Origin of the sequence: Paenibacillus sp. FSL R7-0189 (genome assembly GCF_037969925.1) — a bacterium.
Lineage (GTDB): Bacteria > Bacillota > Bacilli > Paenibacillales > Paenibacillaceae > Paenibacillus_AQ > Paenibacillus_AQ odorifer.
Window position 1 is genome coordinate 2884796 of the sequence record NZ_CP150223.1, and the last position, 24766, is coordinate 2909561.

Annotated in this window: 13 protein-coding genes; all 13 read left to right on the forward strand. The window is 42.7% G+C overall.

The genetic code is table 11. The features are described 5' to 3' along the window. Positions 1 to 32 precede the first annotated feature (32 nt). Complete coding sequence (locus tag MKY63_RS12465; RefSeq protein WP_076144624.1) at positions 33 to 1754, forward strand: phospho-sugar mutase; 1722 nt, start codon at positions 33 to 35, stop codon at positions 1752 to 1754. A 128-nt stretch (positions 1755 to 1882) separates the two neighbouring features. After that, positions 1883 to 3919: a DUF5693 family protein gene (locus MKY63_RS12470; RefSeq protein WP_076106989.1), complete on the forward strand. Its 2037-nt coding sequence runs from the start codon at positions 1883 to 1885 to the stop codon at positions 3917 to 3919. Continuing rightward, entirely contained in the window at positions 3895 to 5028 is a 1134-nt protein-coding gene (gene csaB / locus MKY63_RS12475; RefSeq protein ID WP_036681529.1) for a polysaccharide pyruvyl transferase CsaB, read from the forward strand. The genes MKY63_RS12470 and csaB overlap by 25 nt, the downstream gene beginning before the upstream one ends. Positions 5029 to 5034: 6 nt before the next feature. Beyond that, positions 5035 to 5790: a WecB/TagA/CpsF family glycosyltransferase gene (locus tag MKY63_RS12480; RefSeq protein WP_036681526.1), complete on the forward strand. Its 756-nt coding sequence runs from the start codon at positions 5035 to 5037 to the stop codon at positions 5788 to 5790. A gap of 116 nt (positions 5791 to 5906) precedes the next feature. Continuing rightward, positions 5907 to 7034 (forward strand): MraY family glycosyltransferase, encoded by a 1128-nt coding sequence (locus MKY63_RS12485; protein WP_036681523.1) that lies wholly within the window; start codon positions 5907 to 5909, stop codon positions 7032 to 7034. Between the two features lie 160 nt (positions 7035 to 7194). Continuing rightward, a complete protein-coding gene (locus tag MKY63_RS12490) occupies positions 7195 to 11115 on the forward strand; it encodes an S-layer homology domain-containing protein (protein WP_076144626.1) in 3921 nt (1306 codons plus the stop codon). 155 nt (positions 11116 to 11270) lie between these two features. Then, the gene (locus MKY63_RS12495) at positions 11271 to 11612 is read left to right on the forward strand and encodes a hypothetical protein (protein WP_036681520.1); all 342 of its coding nucleotides are present in this window, start codon (positions 11271 to 11273) and stop codon (positions 11610 to 11612) included. A gap of 500 nt (positions 11613 to 12112) precedes the next feature. Then, entirely contained in the window at positions 12113 to 14965 is a 2853-nt protein-coding gene (locus MKY63_RS12500; RefSeq protein WP_076144627.1) for an Ig-like domain-containing protein, read from the forward strand. A gap of 87 nt (positions 14966 to 15052) precedes the next feature. Beyond that, positions 15053 to 15592, forward strand: a complete 540-nt coding sequence (locus tag MKY63_RS12505) for a hypothetical protein (RefSeq protein ID WP_076144629.1) — start codon at positions 15053 to 15055, stop codon at positions 15590 to 15592. A gap of 153 nt (positions 15593 to 15745) precedes the next feature. After that, a complete protein-coding gene (locus tag MKY63_RS12510; RefSeq protein WP_036681516.1) occupies positions 15746 to 16015 on the forward strand; it encodes an alpha/beta-type small acid-soluble spore protein in 270 nt (89 codons plus the stop codon). Positions 16016 to 16354: 339 nt separating this feature from the next. Continuing rightward, positions 16355 to 17557, forward strand: coding sequence for a methionine adenosyltransferase (gene metK, locus MKY63_RS12515; RefSeq protein ID WP_076099677.1), 1203 nt, complete (start codon positions 16355 to 16357; stop codon positions 17555 to 17557). Between the two features lie 200 nt (positions 17558 to 17757). Then, positions 17758 to 21792: an Ig-like domain-containing protein gene (locus MKY63_RS12520; RefSeq protein ID WP_076144631.1), complete on the forward strand. Its 4035-nt coding sequence runs from the start codon at positions 17758 to 17760 to the stop codon at positions 21790 to 21792. A gap of 214 nt (positions 21793 to 22006) precedes the next feature. Then, positions 22007 to 24739, forward strand: coding sequence for a stalk domain-containing protein (locus tag MKY63_RS12525; RefSeq protein WP_081389129.1), 2733 nt, complete (start codon positions 22007 to 22009; stop codon positions 24737 to 24739). Positions 24740 to 24766: the final 27 nt, after the last annotated feature.

Here is a 24766-nt window from a genome sequence, read left to right on the forward strand (position 1 = left end):
TTTTTATAAATATATCTAAAGGAGAGATTCATATGACTCAATTAAGTGCAAAAGCGGCAGACACATTATCCCGCTGGTTGCAGGACCCTTCTGTTGACGAGGCTACAAAGGCAGAGCTTCGCGCTCTGGAGAATGAGCCACAGGAGCTTGAAGAGCGTTTTTACAGAGACTTAGAGTTTGGTACAGGCGGCTTGCGTGGGGTTATTGGTGCGGGCAGCAATCGTATCAATCGTTATACTGTTGGCAGAGCTACACAAGGCTTCGCTAATTATATTCTAGAAAAGCATACTGGAGAAGGCAGACCTTCGGTTGTTATCGCGCATGACTCTCGCCGCTTCTCGCCTGAATTCACACTTGAGGCTGCTCTCGTACTGGCTGCTAATGGTATCGAGGCGCATTTGTTTACTTCCCTTCGTTCAACACCACAGCTGTCATTCAGTGTGCGTTATTTGAAAGCAACGGGTGGTATTGTAATCACCGCGAGCCATAACCCTCCTGAATACAATGGTTATAAGGTCTATAATTCGGAAGGCGGACAGCTTGTACCACACGAAGCCGAAAAGGTCATTTCTTACATACTAGAGGTTGACACTTTTGATGGTGTAAAGCGGATTTCGCAAGAAGAAGCTGAAGCTCAAGGGCTGTTGCACTGGCTAGGAGAGAAGGATGACGAAGCGTTTACTGATACTGTTGCTGCGGTCAGCCTTGCAAGTGAAGAGATTGCCTCTACGCTTGGAAAAGACTTTAAAATCGTATACACTCCGCTGCATGGTACAGGTAATTTGCCAGTCCGCCGTGTACTTGAGAAAATCGGCTTCACCCAGGTGCATGTTGTACCTGAGCAAGAGCAGCCGGATTCTGAATTCTCTACAGTGAAATCTCCGAACCCGGAGGAACGTGAAGCTTTTACGCTGGCTATGAAGCTGGGCGAAGAGTTGAATGCTGACCTTTTGATTGGTACAGATCCTGATGCAGACCGTATGGGTGCGGTAGTTCGCGACAATGAAGGTAAATTTGTTGTTCTGTCCGGCAATCAATCCGGAGCACTGATGATTCATTACTATTTGAGTCGTTTGCAGGAACAAGGAAAGCTGCCTCGCAATGGTGCGGTTGTAAAGACTATCGTTACTAGCGAAATGGGGGCTGCTGTAGCTTCTCATTATGGTGCAACTGTATTTAATACGCTGACTGGCTTCAAATATATTGGAGAAAAGATGACGCAGTTCGAACAATCCGGAGAATACACATATCTTTTCGGATATGAAGAAAGCTATGGTTATCTTGCAGGCAATTATGCTCGTGATAAGGATGCTGTTCTTGCTGCTATGCTTATCGCTGAAGCAGGTGCTTATTATAAAGCTCAAGGCAAAACATTATATGATGTTCTTCAGGAATTGTACGAGCAGTTCGGATACTTCTTGGAAAGTTTGGAGTCCCGCACGCTGAAAGGCAAGGATGGCGTTGCGCAAATTCAAGGAATCATGAATGATTGGCGTTCTAATGCACCACAAGAAATTGCTGGATCTGCCGTAACAGAAATTCAGGATTATTCCCTGGGCTTAAATGGACTGCCGAAGGAAAATGTACTGAAGTATTTGCTGGCTGACGGATCTTGGTTCTGCCTGCGCCCTTCCGGCACAGAACCTAAGATTAAAGTTTATTTTGCAGTAGTGGGTGACTCCCTGCAGAATGCTAAGGATAAGGTTGCTGCACTGTCGAAACAGGTTATGTCTCGCGTTGACGGAGGACAATAATAAATATAGAGTGCCTTCTATATTGTGAATTATATTTTATGTAGAAACGGGTACCGTCTCTAAAAGGATGACGATCCGTTTCTACTTTTGTTAAAAGAGTTTTTAAAGCGAAAGAGGAGGTACTTTTGGTGCGGCAAAAATGGCAACGTTGGAATATTACTTCCCGAAAGTGGCTGTGGATCATAGTTGTGGTTGGCGTTATAGCAGCCTTGCCTGTGGTTTATGATCGACTGCAGACGGAGAAGTCTTCCAAGACAGTAGAATTTGTATTTGATTATCGTGATCTGGTTGATGTAGCCAGCTATCGTGCAAATCCACAAGATTATATTTCCGAACAGTTAGATCGCCTTAAAGACGCTGGTGTACAGAGCATGGCGATTTACGAAAGCACATTGGAAGATTACCGTAAGGCGCGTCGTCTAATGATATGGGGTGCGGCTGATATAGCTAATCTTACGGACACGATCATTCCTGAAAATGAAAACTATACCTATATTCTTTTTACCAGTGCTGATTACAGCGATACTTTAGCGCCTGTAATTAAAGAAGCATTTAGTAATCTTGGGATTAACTCAAGAGACTGGAGTTTCCGCGGACAGCAGGGTCTTATCATTGAGACCCCGCTAGAAGATGCTACATTGAAGCCGCTCCAGCCCGATCCATTTACACTGGAGATGCTGCACAACAAGGGATTCAGTATTGTACCTCGTCTTGTGGATTCTCTGACTTATAATGAAGCCACGGTAAAGAAGCTGTTGGATCGTTATGAGGAATTGGGTGTTAAACGGATTCTATTTGAAGGTGAGTCTGTTAAAGGGTTTAATGATGATGCCGATACTGGCAGTATCACTGACTTTGCTAATCTCCTTAAAGAACGTGGAATGGGGATTGCAGCAATTGAGAATATTAAGAAACAGCAAAAGGGCTTTAACAGGCTCGCTTATTTGCTGGATTATAATGTGACACGTTTATATTCCCTTAGTGAGGGAGATTCTGCCTTAGATCCAAAAGTGATTTCGGACCGTTTCGCTCTGGCAACAAAGGATCGGAATATCCGCATGATCTACTTAAACACGATTCCTGCAAGAAATACTGCTAAGGCACAGGTTACAGATACATTAGATAACCTTATTACCAGCCTAAGCGAACCAGGCGGAGCTGTTGAGCAGATTAAAGACAATGGATTTAAACTGGGACAAGCTACGGCATTTGAGGTTGTAGATTCCTCTTATCAACGTTACTTTAAGCTAGTTGCGGTGGTTGGAGCAGTGTCTTTAGTGGCTCTGCTGGTCTCTTACTTCATTCCACAGCTCACGCTTGCTGCCTGGGTGTTAGGTCTGATTGGAAGTGCAGGCCTGATGCTAGTGAAGCCTGAAATGTTTGAACAAGCGCTCGCGCTTGCCGCTGCGATAAGTGCACCAACGCTTGCCGTTGTGCTTGCCATTCGTAAGGTTAATGAAATGGGGCCACCTCTACGGAGCAATCCCCTTACCTATAAGGCTATGAGCCCGCAACGCCGGTTTACACATAGTTTAGTGCTTTATTTTAAGACTTCACTGATCTCTTTGAGCGCTGTGCCGTTTATGATAGCACTGCTTAATAATGTTACTTATAGCCTGGTTCTCAACCAGTTCCGTGGTGTCAGTCTGCTTCATATGGCGCCTATCGGTCTTGTGGCACTTTACGTGCTTTTGTATCGTGGGGATTTTGTCTTTAACAAGACAGGTAAGCTGCTGCGGACACCAATCACATTTGCGATGATTATCATTGCCTTTGTTTTGGCGGTTGTTGGTTATTATTACATGACCCGTACAGGTAACGGTGGCAGTGTGAGTCCGCTGGAAATGGTTTTACGTACCTTCTTGGAAAATACGGTTGGCGTTCGACCGCGTAATAAAGAGTTTTTGCTAGCGCATCCGTTATTAATTCTTGGTGCATTCTTGGCCTTTAGATATCGGAATGCAGCGTTTATCATGATTATTGCTGTAATCGGTCAGCTCTCCATGGTGGATACCTTTGCACATATTCACTCGCCAGTTCTGATCTCGCTCATTCGTGGCTTGCTCGGTCTTGGATTAGGACTGATCATTGGTGTGATTGCCGTAATCGTATGGCAAATTGCAGAAGGGTGTTGGAAACGATGGTCGCCACTCCTAAAAAGATAGTTATTTCCGGTTATTACGGTTTCCATAACAGCGGGGATGAGGCGGTACTGCAATCTATATTGATTGCACTGCAACAACATTCTCAAGCTGCAGGTATAGAGATCGAACCCATTGTCTTGTCCATCGATCCTGAGTGGACTAGCGCCACATATGGAGTGAAATCTGTGCACCGGATGAAGCTGGTTGAAGTCCGTCAAGCTATTTATGAGAGTTCTGGTCTGATCAGCGGTGGAGGTAGCTTGCTGCAAGATGTAACAGGAAGCAAGAGTATTCCTTACTATTTAGGTATTATCAAGCTTGCGCAGTGGATGGGTAAACCGACCTTTATTTATGCTCAAGGTATCGGACCTGTGAATCGTAAGCTTTTCCACCCATTAATCAAATCAGTGTTTCGCAAATGTACCTATATCTCTGTGCGGGATGAACAATCCCGCGAGCTTTTACTTTCTATGGGATTAGAACAGAAGAACATAGAGGTTGTTCCTGACCCGGTGATGGGCTTATCTTTACCTGATGATACTGATGCTGCTGAATTACCAGAGTCTTCAGATTCACTTCCGGTAGTAGGTATTTCGGTACGTTATTGGGAACAAGATCGCAAGGAGCTGGACGCTCTTGCTCAAGGCTTGATTAAGGCGAATCTTGAGAAACCATTGCATTTAAGATTCCTTCCGTTTCATCTTCCATCTGATATTGAAGCCTCACGTTATGTGATGGAGAAGCTGGAAGAAAATATAAGCCAGCATGGGGGTCAGGTCAGTATTTGTGAAGATGCCAGTCATCCGCAACACATGCTGCGGGAAGTAGGGCAATGTGAAGTGCTGATCGGAATGCGTCTTCATAGCCTGATTTATGCCGCAGGGCGGCGAGTTCCGCTGATTGGTATCTCTTATGATCCGAAAATTGATCATTTTCTAGACAGAGTTCGGTGTCAGCCTGTGGGCACGACCCAATCATTAGATGCTGGACAGGTTGCTGCTGAGATAGGCCATCTTTTGGAAACAACAGAGGGATGGAGAAATGAGCGGGAGACGATCCTCTCCTCGTTGATTCAAGAAGCAGGGGCTCCAGCACGGCAAATCGTAGAATATTTCCACCATAAAGGATGATCTAAAGTGAAAGCAGAAAGCGCGGTACCTACAGTTCCTATTTTTGGGATTAGAGTCTCCAAGGTGGATATGGCAGCAACTGTTGCTTATTTGACAGAGGCGGTTCATACCCGTATCCCGCATCAAGTGATTACAGCTAATCCGATTATGGTTATGGCTGCTTTGGAAGATCCAGCTTATATGGAGATAATGAAGTCAGCTGAATTGGTTGTCCCAGATGGAACCGGTGTGGTATGGGCTGCTAATTATTGTAAGGAGCCTGTAACCGAACGGGTAGCTGGGTTTGACCTGTTACATGAATTGATGCAACAGGGTGAAAGATATGGATGGAAGGTATATCTCCTTGGTTCTACACCTGAGGTGATTCAGGAAACCGCTGAAAGGTTACAATTGCAATATCCGCGTGTTATTATTGCAGGATATCATGACGGTTATTTTGGTCCGGAATCGGACGATGAAATTATTGCTGGAATTGTTAAAACCAATCCTGACTTATTATTTGTGGCCAGAGGCGCGGATAGTCAGGAACCATGGATTGCAAAACACAAATCCAAGTTAGGTGTTCCGATCATGATGGGGGTCGGCGGCAGCTTTGATGTAATTTCTGGCAAGAGCAAGAGAGCGCCAAAAGTTTTCCAAAAAATGAGAATTGAATGGTTGTACCGTTTATTAAAAGAGCCTACGCGGTACAAAAGAATGCTTGCGTTGCCGAAATTCGCATTAAAAGTGGTGCGTGAGAAAGATAAAGTAACAAAAGTCTAGTCAAATGCCGATATTCACCTAGAAAATCAGATGAATAGCCTAAAAAAGGGATTGGAATTTGTTTTTGTAACAGCGTATAATTCAATGCGGTAGAGAAATGGGGGTCGACTGATCAAATGTTAATCATATACATCGCTGGATTTATCGTATGCATGGGACTCGCACTTGGCCTCACACCTTTGGTGAAAAAATTCGCCATTAAGATTGGTGCGACAGATGTGCCGAATGCTCGTAAAGTGCACACGAAAATTATGCCCCGCCTTGGCGGATTAGCTATTTTTCTGGCGTTTGTGTTAGGTCTGCTTGCCGTATTGCCGATTATTCCATATGAGTTCACTCCGCGGGAGGCCAACTTCATCAAAGCGCTGCTGTGTGGCGGCGGACTGATTGTACTTATCGGAGGGTTGGATGACCGATTTGAATTATCAGCAAAGTTGAAGCTGCTGGGCCAAATTGTCGCAGCATGTATTGTAGTTTTCGGTTTTGGTATTACTGTAGATTTTGTGAATATTCCATTTAACAATACGTATTCTTCATTGGAAAGCTGGATTGCTATCCCGCTTACGATTTTCTGGATTGTTGGTGTCACCAATGCTGTTAACCTGATTGACGGGTTGGACGGGCTTGCTGCTGGTGTATCAGGGATTGCGATTGCTACGATTGCGGTAATGGCTTTCTTGATGGGTAACACGATGGTTGCAATGTTATGCCTGTTGCTTCTGGGTAGCATAATCGGATTCTTGTTCTTCAACTTCCATCCCGCCAAGATTTTTATGGGGGATACGGGATCGCTGTTCTTAGGCTTCTGCTTAGCTTTACTTGCTTTGCTAGGGTTTAAACAGATTGCCGTGGTTTCGTTTATTACACCTTTGCTTATTATTGGTGTACCGTTGTCGGACACGTTCTTTGCGATCGTGCGCCGTAAGCTGCAGAAGAAACCAATCTTTGCACCAGATAAAGGTCACTTGCATCATTGCCTTCGCGAGCTAGGCTTTAGTCATCGTCAGACTGTGCTCATTATTTATGGTATTGCTGCATTTTTCGGAGTTTTAGCTGTTATTCAATCCTCTGCCGCTCTTTACGAGGCGAACTGGGTTACCTTTGTAGTCATCTGCATCATGCTCTTCTTCTTGCAGATCGGTGCGGAAGTTACAGGTTTGATCGGTAAGACTAAACGTCCGCTGATTGATTTCTTTTTAAGAATTCGTATGAAGGCTAATCCGGAAAGAGGTTCCAAATCTTAATTTATTAATGGTATTATTCTAATATTTTCTATAACTAACAAAACTCATCCCTTTTCGGATGAGTTTTTTGTTGTTTTCCCTAAAAATATCGCTTCCTATGACCGATAAAGAACAAAGTGAAGGTTTACGAGAATTTATACTCAAAGGAGAGATATAACACATGCAACGCTTTAAGAGACCGTTCGTTTGGCTGATGCTGGCGGCTTTGATCGTTTCTATGTTCCCAGGTAAATACACGCCCATAGCGGCAGCGGCTACCACGAGCTCCACGACTTTCTTCAGTCCGGATGATCTCACATTACGGAATACTGTTCTGTTGAAACAGGATGTTGTAGCAACAACAGCTAATCCTAATCCTGAGGGACTTATTGACCGTTCTAGTGTTTACAAAGTAAGTAGCCCTACCTTTTCAATTACAGGAACCTACTCTCAGGTAACATCTTCCACGATGAAGGTTACTGTGGAGCAGCTTACAAAAGATAGTCAATCTAATAAATGGGTAACAGATGCTACTCACCTGACTACGGGAGCGGTAACAACAGATACCAATAGCCCAGATAACCGTTTTGTAGCATCTGGTCTTGTTTTGTATACAGGTTTTAATAAGGTGACCTTTTCTGGTATGCAAGGGAATCTCCAACGTTCAGAATCATTTTATGTTCTTTACGATAAAGTTCCCTATGTAACAGAATTGAAAATCTTGGGTGGTCCTTCTGCGCTTAATTTAAATGAAGGAACACAAGTTGTCGTACCAGTATCTACAGTTACTCTTCAAGGTAAAGTAACGAATGCCACTAAAGTCAGTGTCTCCGTGAATGGAGGAACTGCACTACAAACTTCCCTATTGGAAGACGGAACATTTTTCACACCCGCGCTGAACTTGAGTCCGGGATTAAGTACGCTTAAGATTGTTATTCAAAATGCTTCGGATTCAATAACAATAGACAGATCCGTATATTTCTTTGATAAGGATCAACCGTACGCTTCTTTGAACATCAACCACGACAATGCGGACTATAATATCTTAAATGATAATGTGCCTACGTTGACTGCTGATTTGAATGTTGCAGGTTTTACTGGACAGATCTTAGTTCCATATAACGTGGCTCCGTTTGCAACAAATGCTGTGCTAACTCTTAATAAAGGTAATAGTTCCGAAAAAGTTGTAACGATTAGTGCTGTGACAGAAGAATTAACAATTCCTGGTCCTGATGGCGTTACTCCAACGTATAAATTGGTTAAATTTAAGACTGCAGCTGATTTAGAAATCTTAGCGGGTGTAAATGACTTTAAATTATCTGTCGATTATGGCAGCCACAGCAGTTCTCATCTTTATTCATATAAATTTTTGAAAAATGAGACTGTTATAACAGAAATGTACTACCTTCCTGGATATACAGGCTCAGGTGATCTTACCAATATCTCTAAATTGCCTTTGAATGGCCAACAGTTAGAGACGGATAGTTTCTATATAATGGCGAAGACAAATAGATCAACAACCCCAGAAGATATAACTGCAAACTATTTGCCATTGAGTAACAAACCACTATCCATAGTTTATGTAACTGCAGGCACAGGAACAAATGAATATATTTATAAAATATCAGGGTTCTCTAATGGTCAACAAAAGGTGCAATTCCGTTATAAAGGATCAGAATCCTTCTATAATGCTGATATTTCATATGTATCGAAAAACTATATATATGTAAGTAATCTGCAAGATGGTCAGACCTACGAATTCGATTCCAGTGTAGAAAGAAAACTTAATGTTTCTGGGGAATATATCGGGTTCGAAAATATAGAAAATGCACAAGTGCAAATTAACGGCACAGACAGTAACTCATTAACTAGCAACCCTTTTAAGCTTGAAGTAGAAAAAAACTCAACAGTAAATAAAACAACTTTTAATTTCACTGTGACAATCAGTCAGACGGGACCCCTGGTATACGGTGAGAATAAAATCGTGTTTACTGGAGTCTCAAGAGATAATGCTGGTAACCAACGTATTATCAAAAAAGAACTTAAAATTTACATCATTGATACCAACATTTCTGGGGTAAAACAATTCCATCCTACTTTAGGGGATAATCGTTTACCATTTACAACTACAACCCTTTCTAATGAAGTCGAGCGTAATGCCATGCTGGCATTGCCAGCTGAGATTGTATATAAGGATGAAAAATATACAACAAGCAAAGATAAATTCGACTTGGTACTACAAGGTAGTGGTGCTACAACGCTGAATCTTTATCAGGGCTCTACTCTGGTGTTTACTTCGACGGGGCAGGATAAGCTGCTAATTGACGGTACGGAAACCGCTGGACCTATTGGTCCTAAACGTTATCCTGATGAAGTGGCTGCAAATGGTTTGTATTATGACTACATTGGCAGTGCTAAAAACTTTATTTTAAGATTACGTGACATTAAATTTGATGCCCCAGGAAGTCAAGTTTATACCCTAGAGCTTATTAACAAAACAGGGGCAAGAACTACACAACGTCTTGAAGTAGTGCGGGAAGTTGCTCCATATCGTCTTCTGTCACCTGTAGCGACAGTAGGTGAGCAAATTGTTGTTAACAAAAACTTTGTTCGTTTTGATATTGAGGCTGAAGGTGCTACTAAAGTAATAATTGGCAAAGAAGAAGCAATTAAACGTACGGATTTGCCAAATCAAGATCGCTTCACCTATGATTATGTGGGTTTAAAAGCAGACAAATCGAATCCTATTAAGATACAAGTGGTTCGTGCTAACTCCACAATAAGCGATACCATAAATGTGTATTATGCCAGTGCTGTGCAGATTGATACACAATATATGGCGGAGAAGGTAGCTACGAAGTATAGTGTCTTTAATAAAACCTTGGAATTGAACTTCCCTAAAGGTACGATTATGAAGGGATATACTAGCTCTGGTGCTGCAAAATATTATCCTAATACAAAACTGTTGTTTGGTATCGCGGATCCCGCTGATGGCGTTGTTGAACGTAAGAATGATTACGGGAACATTATCAACGTAACGGGTAGTGACGACAGAACCGAAGGCGGGGGCGGGCAGCTTGTGATTCCACAGGATCTTGCTCTACGCTTTACATCAACCGTTTCTACTAATAACTTTTCGAGAGTATCGGATATCTATTGGCTTAGTGGTGGTCTAGGAAATGATGGCGTTAATCTTGAGACCAACGGGGTTACCCCGCATTTCGTGGATGCCAGTGGAAAGACTGGATACTTTACACAGTATAGTCAAACGAGAAAAATCGTACCTTCCCAACGTGGTGAATTGACGCTTACTTTCAACTCCAGCATTGTGGATGAAGTGGGATCGACTATTACAGTATTCCGATATACAGATTCAGGCAAGTGGGAGAACTTAGGCGGGGTCGTAGATACGAAAAAACATACCATCACCGTTCCATTCGATGAATTTGGTTATTACACTGTTATGAAGCTGCGCCGTGGTTTTGTTGATATTACGAATCATCCATGGGGCAGAAATATAATGAATGGATTGTATTCCAAAGGATTTATGACTAATCTTCGAGCAGATGCATTCGGAGCCGATGATTTGACCACTCGTGGTGAATTCGCTACATTGTTGGTGAAATCATTAAGTATTCCTTTGAACTATGATGCTAATAAACAAACCTTCTTTGATATTGTGCCAGAAGCCGTCGCGGCCACATGGGATTTCAAACACATTGAGACAGCTGCTAGGGCAGGTATTGTTACAGGCCTCAGTGATGGCTTCTTTGGGCCTGATCAAGCCTTAACACGTGAACAAGCCGCAGTAATGATAGCTAGGGCGTTGAAACTCAAGATGTCTTTGAATGACAGTAAACTGCTGGCAAGCTTAAGCAAATCATTTGTTGATACAAGTAACATGGATTTCTACTCACGTCCTGCAATTGAAGCTATATCTAAAGCTAAGATTATGGAAGGAAGCGCTGTGACCGTTACAGGCCAAAAGAAGCCCGTCTATAACTTTAACCCGAAGGGTAAGTTGACTAGAGCAGAGGCCGGTAAGATTACTGTGGCACTCTTACAGAAGAGTACAAGCATCTTCCCTAAGAACTTTAACTAAAGAATAAAAAAAGTGCTCCGGCTTGCGAAAAGTATTCGTAGGTCGGAGTTTTGATGTAAAGATAACAATTACCAGCGACATAAATTTTGTAATCTGCACCGATTTACGATACAATAATGTAGAAAATATTATTTTCTGAAAGGTGAAAGCCATCGATGAAACCGATTTTATCAAAAGCACAGTTGGATTACATGAAAGCCAAGAATATGTTTGAGAATAGAGCAAAAGTGTTGGAGAAGGAAATTGCAGCTAAACGGGCACTACAGGAGATCACTCAAGAGGTCATGGAAGAACTGGTGCAAGCAACAGGATTCCACGATTCATACAACGAGCTTGTTGTTACTGAGAATGCTCTGATCGAATGGTCTCATACTACAATCAAGCATGAGAAGAGCTACCGCGAGAACCGCGCAGCTATTGATGCAATGTATGACAATGTGAACTCGAGTCCTGAGAAGCGTCAGGAATTGATCCAATTATCTATGAAGATTCGTTAGAAACAATGTAATAGAAGCAAGCGTCGGCAACGGCGCTTTTTTTGTTTTTTGTAGGAATGTTTAAATTAATAGTACAAGTGTTAATGATTCTTAGTAAATATTGCATAATGACGTTTAGAAAGCGACTATGATATACTGTTTTCCGTAGGCACCCATGATTAACAATAGTTAGTAGAACATACATATGTATCTTCTAATGGGATCACACCGGAAAATATAAAAAAGAAGATTTTTTTTGAGAAACCGCAACTTTTTCAAATCTTCTGCGTTTAAGGTGTAGAGTCATTTACACAGAGGCTGAAATTAACCGCTGGTAAAGCCAATTTAACAAAATGGAAAAATTAGCTTTACGTGACTTGAGGCACATTGTATAATACTTAGGTATAATTAGGAATCTAGTATTGTCATGTCCTAAAATCGTTTACCAGTTTCTGTGATACCCGTCACAGACATTATTTATACTTAATTTGCTCAACTCGGGAAAGGGGGTGCATCGGCTAATGAGTGACATGAGCTACTCAACTAAAGAAAAATCTCAGTTTATGAACGTCCAAGGAGGAGAAAAAAAGGTTATGAAGAAAATTTTATCCGTAGCATTATCTACAGCAATGGCATTCTCGATGTTTGCCTCTGTAGCGTTTGGTGACGCAGCAACAACTCCGCAACAAAAATTTGATGCTTTGGCAGCGAAAGGTATTCTCAACGGATACCCAGATGGTCAAGCTCACCTTGAAAAAGATCTTACTCGTGCTGAGTTCGCGAAGATCGTTACTAAATTGTTCGACCTTACTGAAGTAAGTAACAAATTGTCTTACAAAGACAAAGGTTACAACGCATCGAACTGGGCTGTGCCTTACATCGAAGCTGTTACTGCAGTAAACTACATGCAAGGTAAAGATACTGTTAAAGGTATCTTCGATTACAACGGTAAAGTAACAGTTGAAGAAGTTGCGGCTGTATTGTTCCGCGCTTTGAAATTGGAACAACCAACTACAACTGATAACTCTGCATCCGCATGGGCTAAAGGTTACGCTCAAGCAGTAATCGACGCAGGTTTGGTTGCTAAAGACACTAACTTCAAAGCTAACGCTAGCCGTTCTTTGGTAGTTGAAACAGCATATGCTGTTGATCAATTGGGTCAAGCAGCTACAATCGTTTCTGCTGAAGCAGTGAGCCCAACTAAAGTAGTTGTTACTTTCTCTGACAAAACTACTACAACTGTTGAATTGACAACTGCTCTTGTAGCAGGCGTTGAAAAAACAATTGAGTTCAAACACAATGATCATAACTACACTACTAAAGTAACTTTGGCAGCTCCTAAGGTTGTTTCCGCAGAAGCTCCAAATGCTAAACAAGTAGTTATCAAGTTCAACCGTTCAATCGATGTTGATACACTGGCTGAATCCAGCAAAGTTATCGACGGCGTAGTAAAAGTGACTAAAGTGGGTAGTGATGTTAACGAAGTAGCTAATGCTAATGTTACCTTCAACGCTGACAACACTGAAGCTGTTATTACCCTGCCAGGAGTTAAATTCCTTAAAGGTAACTACACTGTAGTTCTTAACGATGCTGTAACAACAACATCTGCTGAAGCTATCCCAGCTTACACACAACTGATCACTGTTGCTGATACAGTTGCTCCAACACTTGCTTCTGCTAGCTCTACTGCAAAAGCAACTACTAAAGATGTATACGTGAAATTCAGCGAACCAGTTAAAACTACTGGTATTGTTGCTTACGTAAATGGTCAAGTTGCTACTGTAACTGTAACAAATGATACTTACACTGAGTACAAATTGTCCGCAGGAACATTGGATAGCGGCAAAACTTACGATGTATCGTTGCTTAACGTTACTGACTTTGCAGGTAATGTAGCTAATCCTAACCCAATCAAAACTACTGTAACTGTAGTTTCTGACGTTGCTGCTCCAGTAATCAAGAGCGTAACTCCAGTAAGTGACAAGTATGTTGAAGTTGAGTTCGACAAAACAGTTGATCGTGCTTCTTTGGTTGGTAATGTTCGCTTGTTGAACTCCGTTGGTGAAAGCCAAGGTACGTTCCAAGTGTTGACTACTGACAATGGCAAGAAGTTCACCCTTCAAAGCCCATTGACTAGCTTCCCTTCAACTGGAACTTTCACTGGTTCTGTAGTATTCGGAGCTTCTGTAAAAGATACTCTGGGTAACATTTTGGGAACAGCTGCTAGCCAAGCAATTACCTTTACTAAAGACACTGTAGCTCCTACTGTAACTGGTGTTACTTACACAACTACAGCTGTTAATAAAGGTCTGGTTCTGAAATTCTCTGAAAATGTTGTATACAAAGGTAAAGGCACCCTGCAACTGATTAATGATACTACTGGTGAAGCTACAACTGTACTTCACAATTCTAGTCTTGTTAAAGGTAGCGGAAGTACTTTCACTATCACTGGTGTAAGTGTACCAACTGCTGGAAGTTACACATTGCGTATTCCTGCAGGATTGTTCGTAGATAAATCCTACAGTGCAAATGAACTGACTGCTGCAGTATTGCCTGTAACAATCGGATCTACTTCAACTGACGATAAAGCTCCAGAATTGTTGGTTGTTAATGGCGCTGCTCCTATCAAGTTCTATGATAGCAAATCTGTTGGTGATGACACTTATGGTGATGCTTTGATCACTGTTGACCTGTTTGATGCTAGCGGTTTGAAATCATCTACAATTCTTGATAAAAACAGCTACACATTGAACAATGCTGGTCTTCCAAGCACTTCTTACGTTACAATTAAAACATTGAACGAAAAAGGCGAAGAAGTATCATCTGCTACTAACCCAACCCGTGCTCGTGCATATGTATATATCCCTAGCTCCAGCATCACAGAAACTAAAGACTATGTCTTTGCTGTGAATGGTGTTACTGATACCGCTGGTAACGTAATCGATGGTACGGTTGCACAACAAAAAGGTAAGCTGACAAGCAGAATTAGCCCTGCATTTGATTCAGCTGTAGTATCCAGCGGAGGTTCTACTGAACTGATTCTCGGATTCTCCAAAGAGTTGAATGAAAAAACAACTGAAGCTGACTTGAAAGCAAACCTGGAATTCTACATCAACACTGATGTTAATTCTAGCAACAAAATTACAGCAGAAAACATTCTTTCTATCACTCCGATTAAATACGGATCTGATAAAGGAAAATGGTCTGTTAAATTCTCCAAGAAAATCATTGATTCCGCTGCTGGTGCTAAAGAAGAACTTGATCTTAACGCCAACGGTGTTAACAGAATCATTGTTAAAGTTAAGAAAGACGCTGCAATCTTCGATGCTGATGGCAACAAGATCAAAGGCGAAACAGAAATCTCCGCTAAGTAATCTCCGATTACCGAAGCACAGAATAGCCTCTTCGGAGGCTATTCTTTTTTTATAGGTTTTTATCCCCAATAATGAGGAGGAACTTCTTTGAAATCGGTATGGAAAGTAACAACCGCTGCTGTATTGCTGGCTGGTGGTGTATGGGCTGGATCTTTGTTAAACATTACTGCTGAAGGTGCAGGTGTTGGTTCTCAGCCTGGCACAACCGATGATCCTGTAGTTACGAAAAGCTACGTAGATCAGCAAATTCAGAAAGCACTTTCGGGTGGTACAGTAACGACTCCGGTAGCAACTGCTACACCAGCGCCTAGTGCAACCACAGCGCCAGTAGCTACACCTGGTCAAAATAGCAGTAATGAATCTGTGATTGTTGATGTGAAGCCTGGCCAAACTTTAATTGCTTCTGCAGGCGCTGAATTTATCGTTCGCGCGGGTAAAGCAGTAATCGTTTCACAAGATGCGAATGGTGTGGCAGATTTAACAGATGGTAAAGATCTTACAAATGGACTAGCTGCACCATCTAACCACTTATTGTCCTTCCCTCGTGATGGTCGTGGAATAGCTGTTCAAGAGGGTCAAACGCTTGGTCTTGTTGTGATGGTTCGTGGTGGATATACCCTGAAATAATGTGTAATGATATATATTCATAATGCCCGTAAACAGACGTAATCATACCTTCAAACTGTTTTCCAAAGTTACAAATCATTGGCGCGATTGAAGATTAAGTGATGGACGCACAATATTCCTGTAATCTTACAAATTCACAGGAGGTGCTGTAACATGGCACGTAATAATCGTACAGTCGTACCTGAAAGTCGGACAATGCTGAAACAAATGCAATATGAAATTGCAGCTGAATTTGGTTTATATGGGGCTCATTATGGAGGCGGGGCAGACACGGAGTTTGCTTCTGAGTTAGGAGCAGTCGGAGGTAGTGGTTCTGGCCGTAGTCAGTACCTTGGGCATCTGAGTTCAAGGGATAATGGGTCTGTTGGAGGAGAAATTACGAAGAGACTCATTAAGCAAGCTGAACAGTCTCTTTTTCAATAATATCAGGGGTTAGGATACCCTTATTCCTTATCTGATATTGCTTTTTTATAGCGTGAAATCAATATTCATACTCTCACGGGGGGCTCTGTGTTTAATTGACACCACCCCCTAAATAAGATAATATGACTTTTGAGGAAAGCCTTAGACCTTTTCCATATGGAAAAGGTTCATTTTTTGAAGAGTTTAGTGAATGCAGGCATTAAATTTTGCGAAAATCCTTCATAAAAAGAAATCAGGCAAACCTGAATTATTTATATTATTTAGTTTTATTATTTGGCCTGTTATCATTAAGGAATCCCTTATACAGTGTCAGACTAACCATATGGGAGGTTGTTATACTTGTCTATTAAAGGGCGTCATTTGTTTACTTCTGAGTCCGTTACGGAAGGGCATCCGGATAAAATCTGTGACCAGATTTCCGACGCAGTATTGGATGCATTTTTAGTTAATGATCCTAATGCACGTGTAGCCTGCGAAGTAGCAGTAGCAACAGGTCTTGTACTGGTGATCGGGGAAATCAGCACCAAATCAGAGTATGTTGATATTCCTGCCATCGTACGCAATACCATCAAAGAAATTGGATACACACGTGCAAAGTATGGTTTCGACTATAATACATGTGCTGTGTTGAGTTCTCTTAACGAGCAGTCCGCTGATATTGCCCAAGGTGTTAACTCTGCTTTAGAACACCGGGATCCTGCTCAAGTAGCTGAAGAAACAGCTAATATTGGTGCAGGCGATCAAGGACTCATGTTTGGGTTTGCTACGAACGAGACACCTGAACTGATGCCACTGCCGATTGCTTTATCACATCGTATTGCACGTCGTTTATCTGAAGTTCGTAAAAATGGAACCTTGGACTATCTTCGTCCAGACGGCAAAACACAAGTTACGATTGAGTATCAAGATGAAAAACCTGTACGCGTAGACGCTATCGTAGTATCTACACAACATGCAGAGGAAATTTCTCTTGAACAAATTCAGGCGGATATTAAAGAACATGTTATTTTGCCTGTTGTTCCTGCGGAACTGCTTGATGCAGAAACCAAATACTTTATTAACCCAACCGGACGTTTTGTTATTGGGGGTCCTCAAGGGGATGCTGGTCTAACTGGCCGTAAGATTATCGTCGATACATACGGCGGATATGCTCGTCATGGCGGCGGAGCATTCTCAGGTAAGGATCCAACTAAAGTGGACCGTTCTGCGGCTTACGCGGCTCGATATGTAGCTAAGAATCTTGTAGCTGCTGGTTTGGCCGACAAATGTGAGATCCAACTTGCCTATGCCATCGGTGTAGCTACTCCTGTCTCGATAAATGTGGATACATACGGAACAGGTAAAATCAGTGAAGAGAAAATGGTTCAACTGATCAGCAACAACTTTGATCTTCGCCCTGCGGGCATCATTTCTATGCTTGATTTGCGTAAACCGATTTACAGACAAACTGCAGCTTACGGTCATTTCGGACGTACTGATGTTGATCTTCCATGGGAACGCGTAGATAAAGCAGAATTGCTAAGAGATCTAGCAGGGTTGTAATTCATCATACGGTCTTATAATATGTTAACCCGCAAGTTGGCCATGGTGTCAGCTCTGCGGGTTATTTTGCGTGCGAAAACGAGCAAGGCTAGTGAATCTAACCATAGAGAAGTAGACTACTAAACTTTGCCAGCCTTTTAGCCGAAATATAAGAATATACATAAAGACGATAGTATGGCTTGAGAGGAGTCTATCACGGAATGAAAAGAAAAATTTCAATATGGACGGCACTTATTCTAGCGGGAGAGTTAGTACTTGGTTCGGGTTATCCTGCTATTGGAATAGGGAATTCAGCAGTGTACGCTGCATCAGAGTTTGGTATAACAGTCTCGCCAGCGCCTGGAGCAAGTTATGTAAATATCGGATCATCTCTTAGACTGAGCTTTGATCGTCAAGTAAACCCGCAGTCAGGTGAAATTACCATCACGGGTCAGGGTGATAGCTCACCTTTTTTAACGATTCCTATTGGTAGTTATGGTCTAATTGGTAGTTCAAAAGATTACGAGCTTAAGCTAAATCAACAGTTTACTTCAAACAAGACTTATACAGTGACAATCCCTAAGGGGTTGTTCAAGGATAATGATGGTAATGAGTCAGGTGTTACTTCATGGGCATTTACCACTGCGCCTGAGAGTAATACAGCCATTACGGCAGGCAACTTTTCACCTGCTAATAATACAAGAGTGGATGCAGGAGCCCTTAAGGAGCTAAGCCTAACCTTAAATAAAAACCTGATAAAAGGTGGAGGTTCCATTCGAATTTTGTCGTCTGCAGATAATGCAACCGTACAAGAGTTCAAAATTAAGGATGATGATACTAGAGTCAACGTTCAGACTGATGCTAACTCTACTACAGTTAAACTAACATTGGATAAAACATTGGCCTCCGGAAGTAACTATTATGTTCTTATAGATTCTTATGCTTTTAAGGATGTTGATAATCGAACGTATTCCGGAATTTCAAGCGGTGATGTGTGGAGCTTCTCTACTAAAGGTGTGGCAGAGATTCCAGTGACTCCTGCACCGGTAAACGGATCAGGTGGGGTATCTACCACTGGAGCCCTACAGCTTACATTTGATCGTCCTATGATGCCTGCAGCTGGAACCATAACAGTATCTCCAGGTGCAGCTAACGATGCTAGAACGAGATGGCTTAATGTAAACTCCCCAGCCGTTACAGGAGGAAGCAGCAGAACTATAACATTACTTCCAGCATCAGCAGCATCACCCTTGCTAAACAGTACGCAGTATACGGTGACGATACCGCAGGGAGCTTTTTATGATCAAGACGGAAATGTATTTCCAGCTTCGGGTGCGTATACCTGGACATTTACAACGGCTTCTTTGACAGGACTTAATGTCAGCGCGCTAAACCCAGCTGACCGGAGTGAATCCATAGCTAACAACAGATCATTTTCTGTCACATTCAATCGTAATGTGAATTATAACAGTGCCGTGGAAAATGGTATAGCGCTTTATAAAAGTGGTGGCGCACAGGTTCCGGTTACTGTTAACCGGAGTACAACTGCAGCAAACGAATATGTAATTACGCCTAAAACAGCTTTAGATAGCGACTCAACCTATTATATTGATATTGCTAAAGGGGCTTTTGTAGACGCTATTGATGCTAATGTTATCTATGATGGACTAAGCGGCAAAAATTCATGGAGCTTCCGGACCTTGTCTCAGGACAAAACAGCTCCACAGCTCACATCTGCATCACTCGAGAACAATCGGACCATTCGTTTAAAATACAATGAGAGTCTTAACTCTTCCATTGCACTGTTGATCTCCAGCTTTGGTGCTACGGTGAATGATGAGAATCGTACAATTGAAAGTGTCTATATCCAGGGAGACAGCGCCTATGTGGTACTCAGTACAGGGGTAGCGGTTGGACAGAACGTGAAGGTTAGCTATACAGGTGGTCTGCGGACCATTCAAGATCCAAGCGGAAATGCAGCCAGCACCTTTAGCTCAAAGCAGGTTACTAACACTATCGAGTCCTCCATGCCTACACCCAAAGATGGACGGATCACAGGTAGAACTGTAGCGTTGAATTTCAATGACTCTTTAAAGGCAGTTTCCACTTACGCACATAGTCAGTTTCTAGTGACTTCAGATGGGGGATCTCTAGGGGTCAACTCCATAAGCTCCAGCGGGAACACTGTATATTTAGGGTTAAATAGCGATGCTTCTAATGGCCAGACCGTTCGTGTCTCCTATTATGCAGGCTCTTATCCTTTGCAGAATTCTTTTGGACAAAATATTGCGGATTTCACAGATTTCTACATTCGCAACAGCAACGATACAATTCCACCCGTGTTCCAAAGTGCAACCGGAGGTGGCAATAAAATCCTTCTGAATTACAATGAAGGCTTGTCAACGACAAACCTCCCGATGAACAGCCAGTTCTCTGTGCTTGTTGGCAGCACTCCTAACTATGTTACGAATGTATCCGTCAGTGGCTCACAGGTCACGCTAACGCTCCAGAGTGCTTTGACGGTGAATCAGAATGTTACGTTATCCTATGTTCCGGGGACTACCGGAATAAGCGATTTAAATGGAAACCGTGCAGCTTATATTAACCTGCAGCCTGTGTCCATCTCGGAAAATAGCGGCACTAGCATACCTGAGATTAGTTCTGCCACCATCAATGGCGACGAGCTTACGGTTACATTCAGTAAAAACATGCAGGCATCTGGTTCCCTCTATGCTAATCAGTTCGGAGTTAGAGCAGATGGAAGCAGTATGGGTGTACAAAACTACACTTTGTCAGGGGATATTTTGAAAATAACAACATCCTCAGTAGTAAAGACCGGGCAAACTATCGATTTGTCCTATATGTCAGGTTCAGGTACGATCAAGGATCTGAACGGTAATGTACTGTCCTCATTCTCTTCTCTCTCTGTTAAGAACCTAACCGGCGTGAGCACCGGAACGGGAAATCGTCCATCCTATCTAGGGACGCTTGCAACAAGTGAGTTTGGAAAAGAATACGCGCTGCTGAAGAGTGACTCTTCACAAATCGTGGATGACCGTTCGTTATACAATCAATCTGTAAAAAGATATACCTTAAACACAGATCGCCTGACGGCCAGTTATGAATATCTGTATAAGGCAAGTAGTGATACATTAGCTTTTGAGGTGCCTGCTACAGAACAATCGGCCTATGTGACTGTTCCTTTAAAGCCTTTGCTTGATGCTGTAAATCGCAGTAAAACCACAAAATTTATGATACGTTATGGCGATCACTTATATAGCGTAGGACTAGACGATATCGATATGAACGGATTAGCGACTAGCTTGATTGCAGACAGTAAAAATATCTCACTGGTGTTCCGCTTAGAAAAGGTTCCGGCAGGTACGTTCTCCCCATTTGAGCAAAAGCTAAAAACTATGGGGATGCAAAGCGTTACTAGTCTTATGGATGTCCGGGTGACTGCGATAGTAAGCAGCAATTATTCTAATGCTAAGGCATTATCTGTACCTGGAGAATACACTGTGCGTACAACTTCTTCATTGAACAATGCGCAGACATCTGCTGCTAGACTGGATCTTTCCTATTACGATGCAGCCTATCTGCCAACAAAAGTAAGTACGGTAGGTAGCTATACGATTATTCGTGCTCGTACGGAGGGTAATCAGGTGTTAGGAACCTTTATATCAACCCGGGCCTTTTCAGATATGAGTAGACATTGGAGTAATTCAATCGTAGCTGAGCTTAGTGCAAAGACTATCATCGATAGCAGTTACGGGACTACATTTGGTCCAGAAAAAAAGATTACCCGTGCAGAGTTTGCAGTAATGCTTAGCCGGGGACTTGGTTTGCTAGGCGATCGCGAGACCGCACAGCGCTTCCGTGATGTGCAGCCTTCCACACAAACGGGAGACTATATTGGTGCAGCAGCTAAGGCTGGTATTATTACTGGCAACACGGATGGCTCCTTCCGGCCTAATGATAATATCACTCGTGAGCAGATGGCAATCATGATGATTCGGGCAATGGAATATACCAAACATCCTATTACATTAAGCGGCACTTCTGCTTCAACGCTGGCTCGCTTCAAGGATAAGTCCAAAATTCAGAATCAAAGTGCAGAATTCGTAGCTAAAGCTGTGCAATCGGGGATTATTTTGGGAATGACCACAAGTGAGTTCCAACCTCAGGGTAATGCCACTCGTGCACAAGCTGCTGTGATGTTGCATCGGATGCTGAAGCAAACAGATTATTTGTAGAATAAATAAATTGGTAAAGCCTGGCATTATGCTGGGCTTTTTTTTATGTTAATAGTTTGTGCTACGAGACTCTATAAAGCTTGAAATCTCTCAATTTCGCAACTTTTTCGCTTATTTTCAGTCTATTAAAAGAGTACTAGAAAAATAGGAACCAGTTTCCAGACTTTGATAACGGACTTGAAGAGTAAAAAAGAGATGGGAGAGTTACGTCGAAATGAATGAAGTTTTCATGGAGAAGAAGAGTAGAGAAGTTGTTCGGGGAATAAAATTATCATCTACTAAAAAATGGGTTGCCGCTTCATTAGCAGGTGTGTTGTGGATTATGCCGGTAATTGGCAGTGAAGGCTTAGCTATGTTTGGTCATAGTTCCACACCAATTGCTGCCGCAGCCACATCTAATTTTAAAGTAAGCAAGCTGGGAGAAGAAGTAATTACTTCGGGCGCCATTATGATGAAATACAAATATACGGCTACACGTTCAGGAGCAAGCGCTTCTGGCTTGGCGGATGTTATTCGCGTTGACCTCAACAATCCATATGTTTCTTTAGATGTTATGACAGGTAAAGGTGGAAACCTGACAACACGTCAAAGTACTGGCGGGATGGCTAAGGAAACTGGAGCCGTGGCTGCAGTAAACGGAGATTATTTTAATACAGGTGGGGAAGGCGCTCCGATTGGTGGACAAGTATCCAGTGGAGTCTTGGTTTCCACCCCTTCGCAATTGGATGGAATGTATGCCTTTGCAGTGACTAAAGATCGTAAGCCTCTTATTGATGAGTTCAGCTTTGAAGGAATGATAACCGCACCTGACGGCGCACAGTTTGAGATATCCGGTATCAATAAAGGTGCTTATAGTCCTGAAGGTGGGAGCTCGACTTATAGCCATGCTAATGCAATGTATATCTATACGGATGTATGGACCGCACTCGATCGTCCCAAAAACAGCTCAACCACACCGACAGAGGTGCTCGTTGAGAACGGCGTAGTTACTCAAATATCTGAAAATGCTGCGCTTCCTACAGCGGTTCCAAAGGGAGCTTATATTTTGCGGGCCCATGGCTTAGCCGCACGGTATGTTACTGCCCATCTGACTGTTGGACAACCGGTAACTAGTGTGTACTCCCTGAAATCGAAGACTACGCAGCAATCGCTAGATCCTGCTAATCTGCAAACAATGATTGGTGGACATACGATTCTTGTAAATAATGGAAAAGCTGCAACGTTCTCTCGCTCGACTAGCAGCATTGGCGGTTATCGTGCACGTACGGCTTTAGGATACTCTCAGGATGGACGTTATGTTTATATCATAGCTACTGAGAAAAATGGCAACAGCTCAGGAATGTCATTGACCGAGCTGCAATCTTTTATGACCAATATTGGAGTCTGGAAGGGGCTTAACTTAGACGGAGGCGGCTCTACAACGATGGTAGACCGGCCTCTCGGTGAAACCTCAGCCACACTAACCTTTAATACAGAGTATGGCACAGAGCAGCGCAGCATTGTTAACGCGCTTGGTGTTTATACTAACGCACCACAAGGTGAAGTAAAAGGAATTAAAATTAGCGGAAGCACTTCATTATTAGTTGGACAAAAGGCTACTTATTCGTTAAAAGGTTATGACACTTACTATAACCCTATAGATGTAGCAGCAGGCAATCCTACTTGGACATCAAGTGGAGGAAGTGCAACTGTAAGTGCAGGAGAAGTAACGGCAGTGAAGCCAGGCACCGTTACCTTAACGGCTAAAAGCGGCGTAGCAAGCGCTTCTACAACCCTTACAGTCTTGGGTGGAGATGATCTATCCAGCATGAGTGTAGGCACTGCTACAGCGCCACTGACAGCTGGGACAACTGTATCTGTCCCTGTAAAGGCCTCTACGAAGAGTGGAGCAACCATAAGCGTTCCAGATTCAGCGCTGAAGTGGGAATTTGTAGGCTTTAAGGGAGTCGTGCAAAATGGCAAGCTTACTGTAAACTCTGTGGATGCAGGGGTTACTACAGGTTACGCTATTGCTCGTTATGATGGATTTAGCACAGCGGTTGTATTATCGACAGCAGCAGCTACAACATGGGAAGATTTCGAGAAGGTAAGTTATCCAGTCAACTTTACTACCAATGTGCCAGCGGTGCAGGGGACTGCCACAATAGTAGACGGATCGGCTGAAAGAGTAGGCTCCAAGGTGCTGTCACTCAGTTATGATATGACGGCTGGCAGTGGTAAAATGTACGCTTATGCTCAACTTAACGGCACAAGTGGAAAAGCCGTTCCAGCGCTTGCAACTTCGATGTCAGTTGATGTGATGGGCGATATGAGCTTAAACTGGCTGCGTGCTGAGTTTGTCGACAATAGTGGAGCTACAGCCTATGTAGATCTTGCGAAGATTATCGATTGGAACGGTTGGAAGAACATAAACATCGACTTGTCAGGATCAGGGATTAAATTCCCGGCTACGCTGAAAAGACTTTATGTAGTCAACGTAGAGGAGGGCCAAGATGAACGGGCGAAGACAGGTACCGTTGCTTTTGATAATATCACCTTCACAATGCCTTCACTTTCCAGTGATGCTGGGTTACCAAAGGGTACAGCTTCGATGAGCATCGGCTCCAAAGCAATGACCGTAAACGGAAATAAGAAGGCTATTGATGTAGCTCCAATTGTGAAAGACGGCAGTACTTATGTGCCGATCCGTTATGTGCTGGATGCTTTTGGAGGGAATGCTACCTGGGATCAGGTGAATAAGAAGATCATGGTGTTGCGCGGAGCTAAGGCACTGGATCTGACGGTAAATAAAAAGGAATACCTGTTAAATGGTAAGCGACAAAGTGCTGAAGTAGCACCTATTATTTTACAGGGTAGGACTTTAGTACCTCTGAGACTGGTTTCTGAACAGTTAGGATTAACTGTAAAATGGGAACAGAAAACGAAGACCGTAACTATCGAATCGTGATATGTTAATATATAAGGAAAACCTTAA

Excerpts from the sequence above, each read along its gene's own strand:
- MKY63_RS12485 (WP_036681523.1), top strand. The coding sequence starts at position 5,907 with ATGTTAATCATATACATCGCTGGATTTATCGTATGCATGGGACTCGCA.
- MKY63_RS12525 (WP_081389129.1), top strand. The coding sequence starts at position 22,007 with ATGAATGAAGTTTTCATGGAGAAGAAGAGTAGAGAAGTTGTTCGGGGA.
- csaB (WP_036681529.1), top strand. The coding sequence starts at position 3,895 with ATGGTCGCCACTCCTAAAAAGATAGTTATTTCCGGTTATTACGGTTTC.
- MKY63_RS12465 (WP_076144624.1), top strand. The coding sequence starts at position 33 with ATGACTCAATTAAGTGCAAAAGCGGCAGACACATTATCCCGCTGGTTG.
- MKY63_RS12495 (WP_036681520.1), top strand. The coding sequence starts at position 11,271 with ATGAAACCGATTTTATCAAAAGCACAGTTGGATTACATGAAAGCCAAG.
- MKY63_RS12520 (WP_076144631.1), top strand. The coding sequence starts at position 17,758 with ATGAAAAGAAAAATTTCAATATGGACGGCACTTATTCTAGCGGGAGAG.
- MKY63_RS12510 (WP_036681516.1), top strand. The coding sequence starts at position 15,746 with ATGGCACGTAATAATCGTACAGTCGTACCTGAAAGTCGGACAATGCTG.
- MKY63_RS12490 (WP_076144626.1), top strand. The coding sequence starts at position 7,195 with ATGCAACGCTTTAAGAGACCGTTCGTTTGGCTGATGCTGGCGGCTTTG.
- MKY63_RS12500 (WP_076144627.1), top strand. The coding sequence starts at position 12,113 with ATGAGTGACATGAGCTACTCAACTAAAGAAAAATCTCAGTTTATGAAC.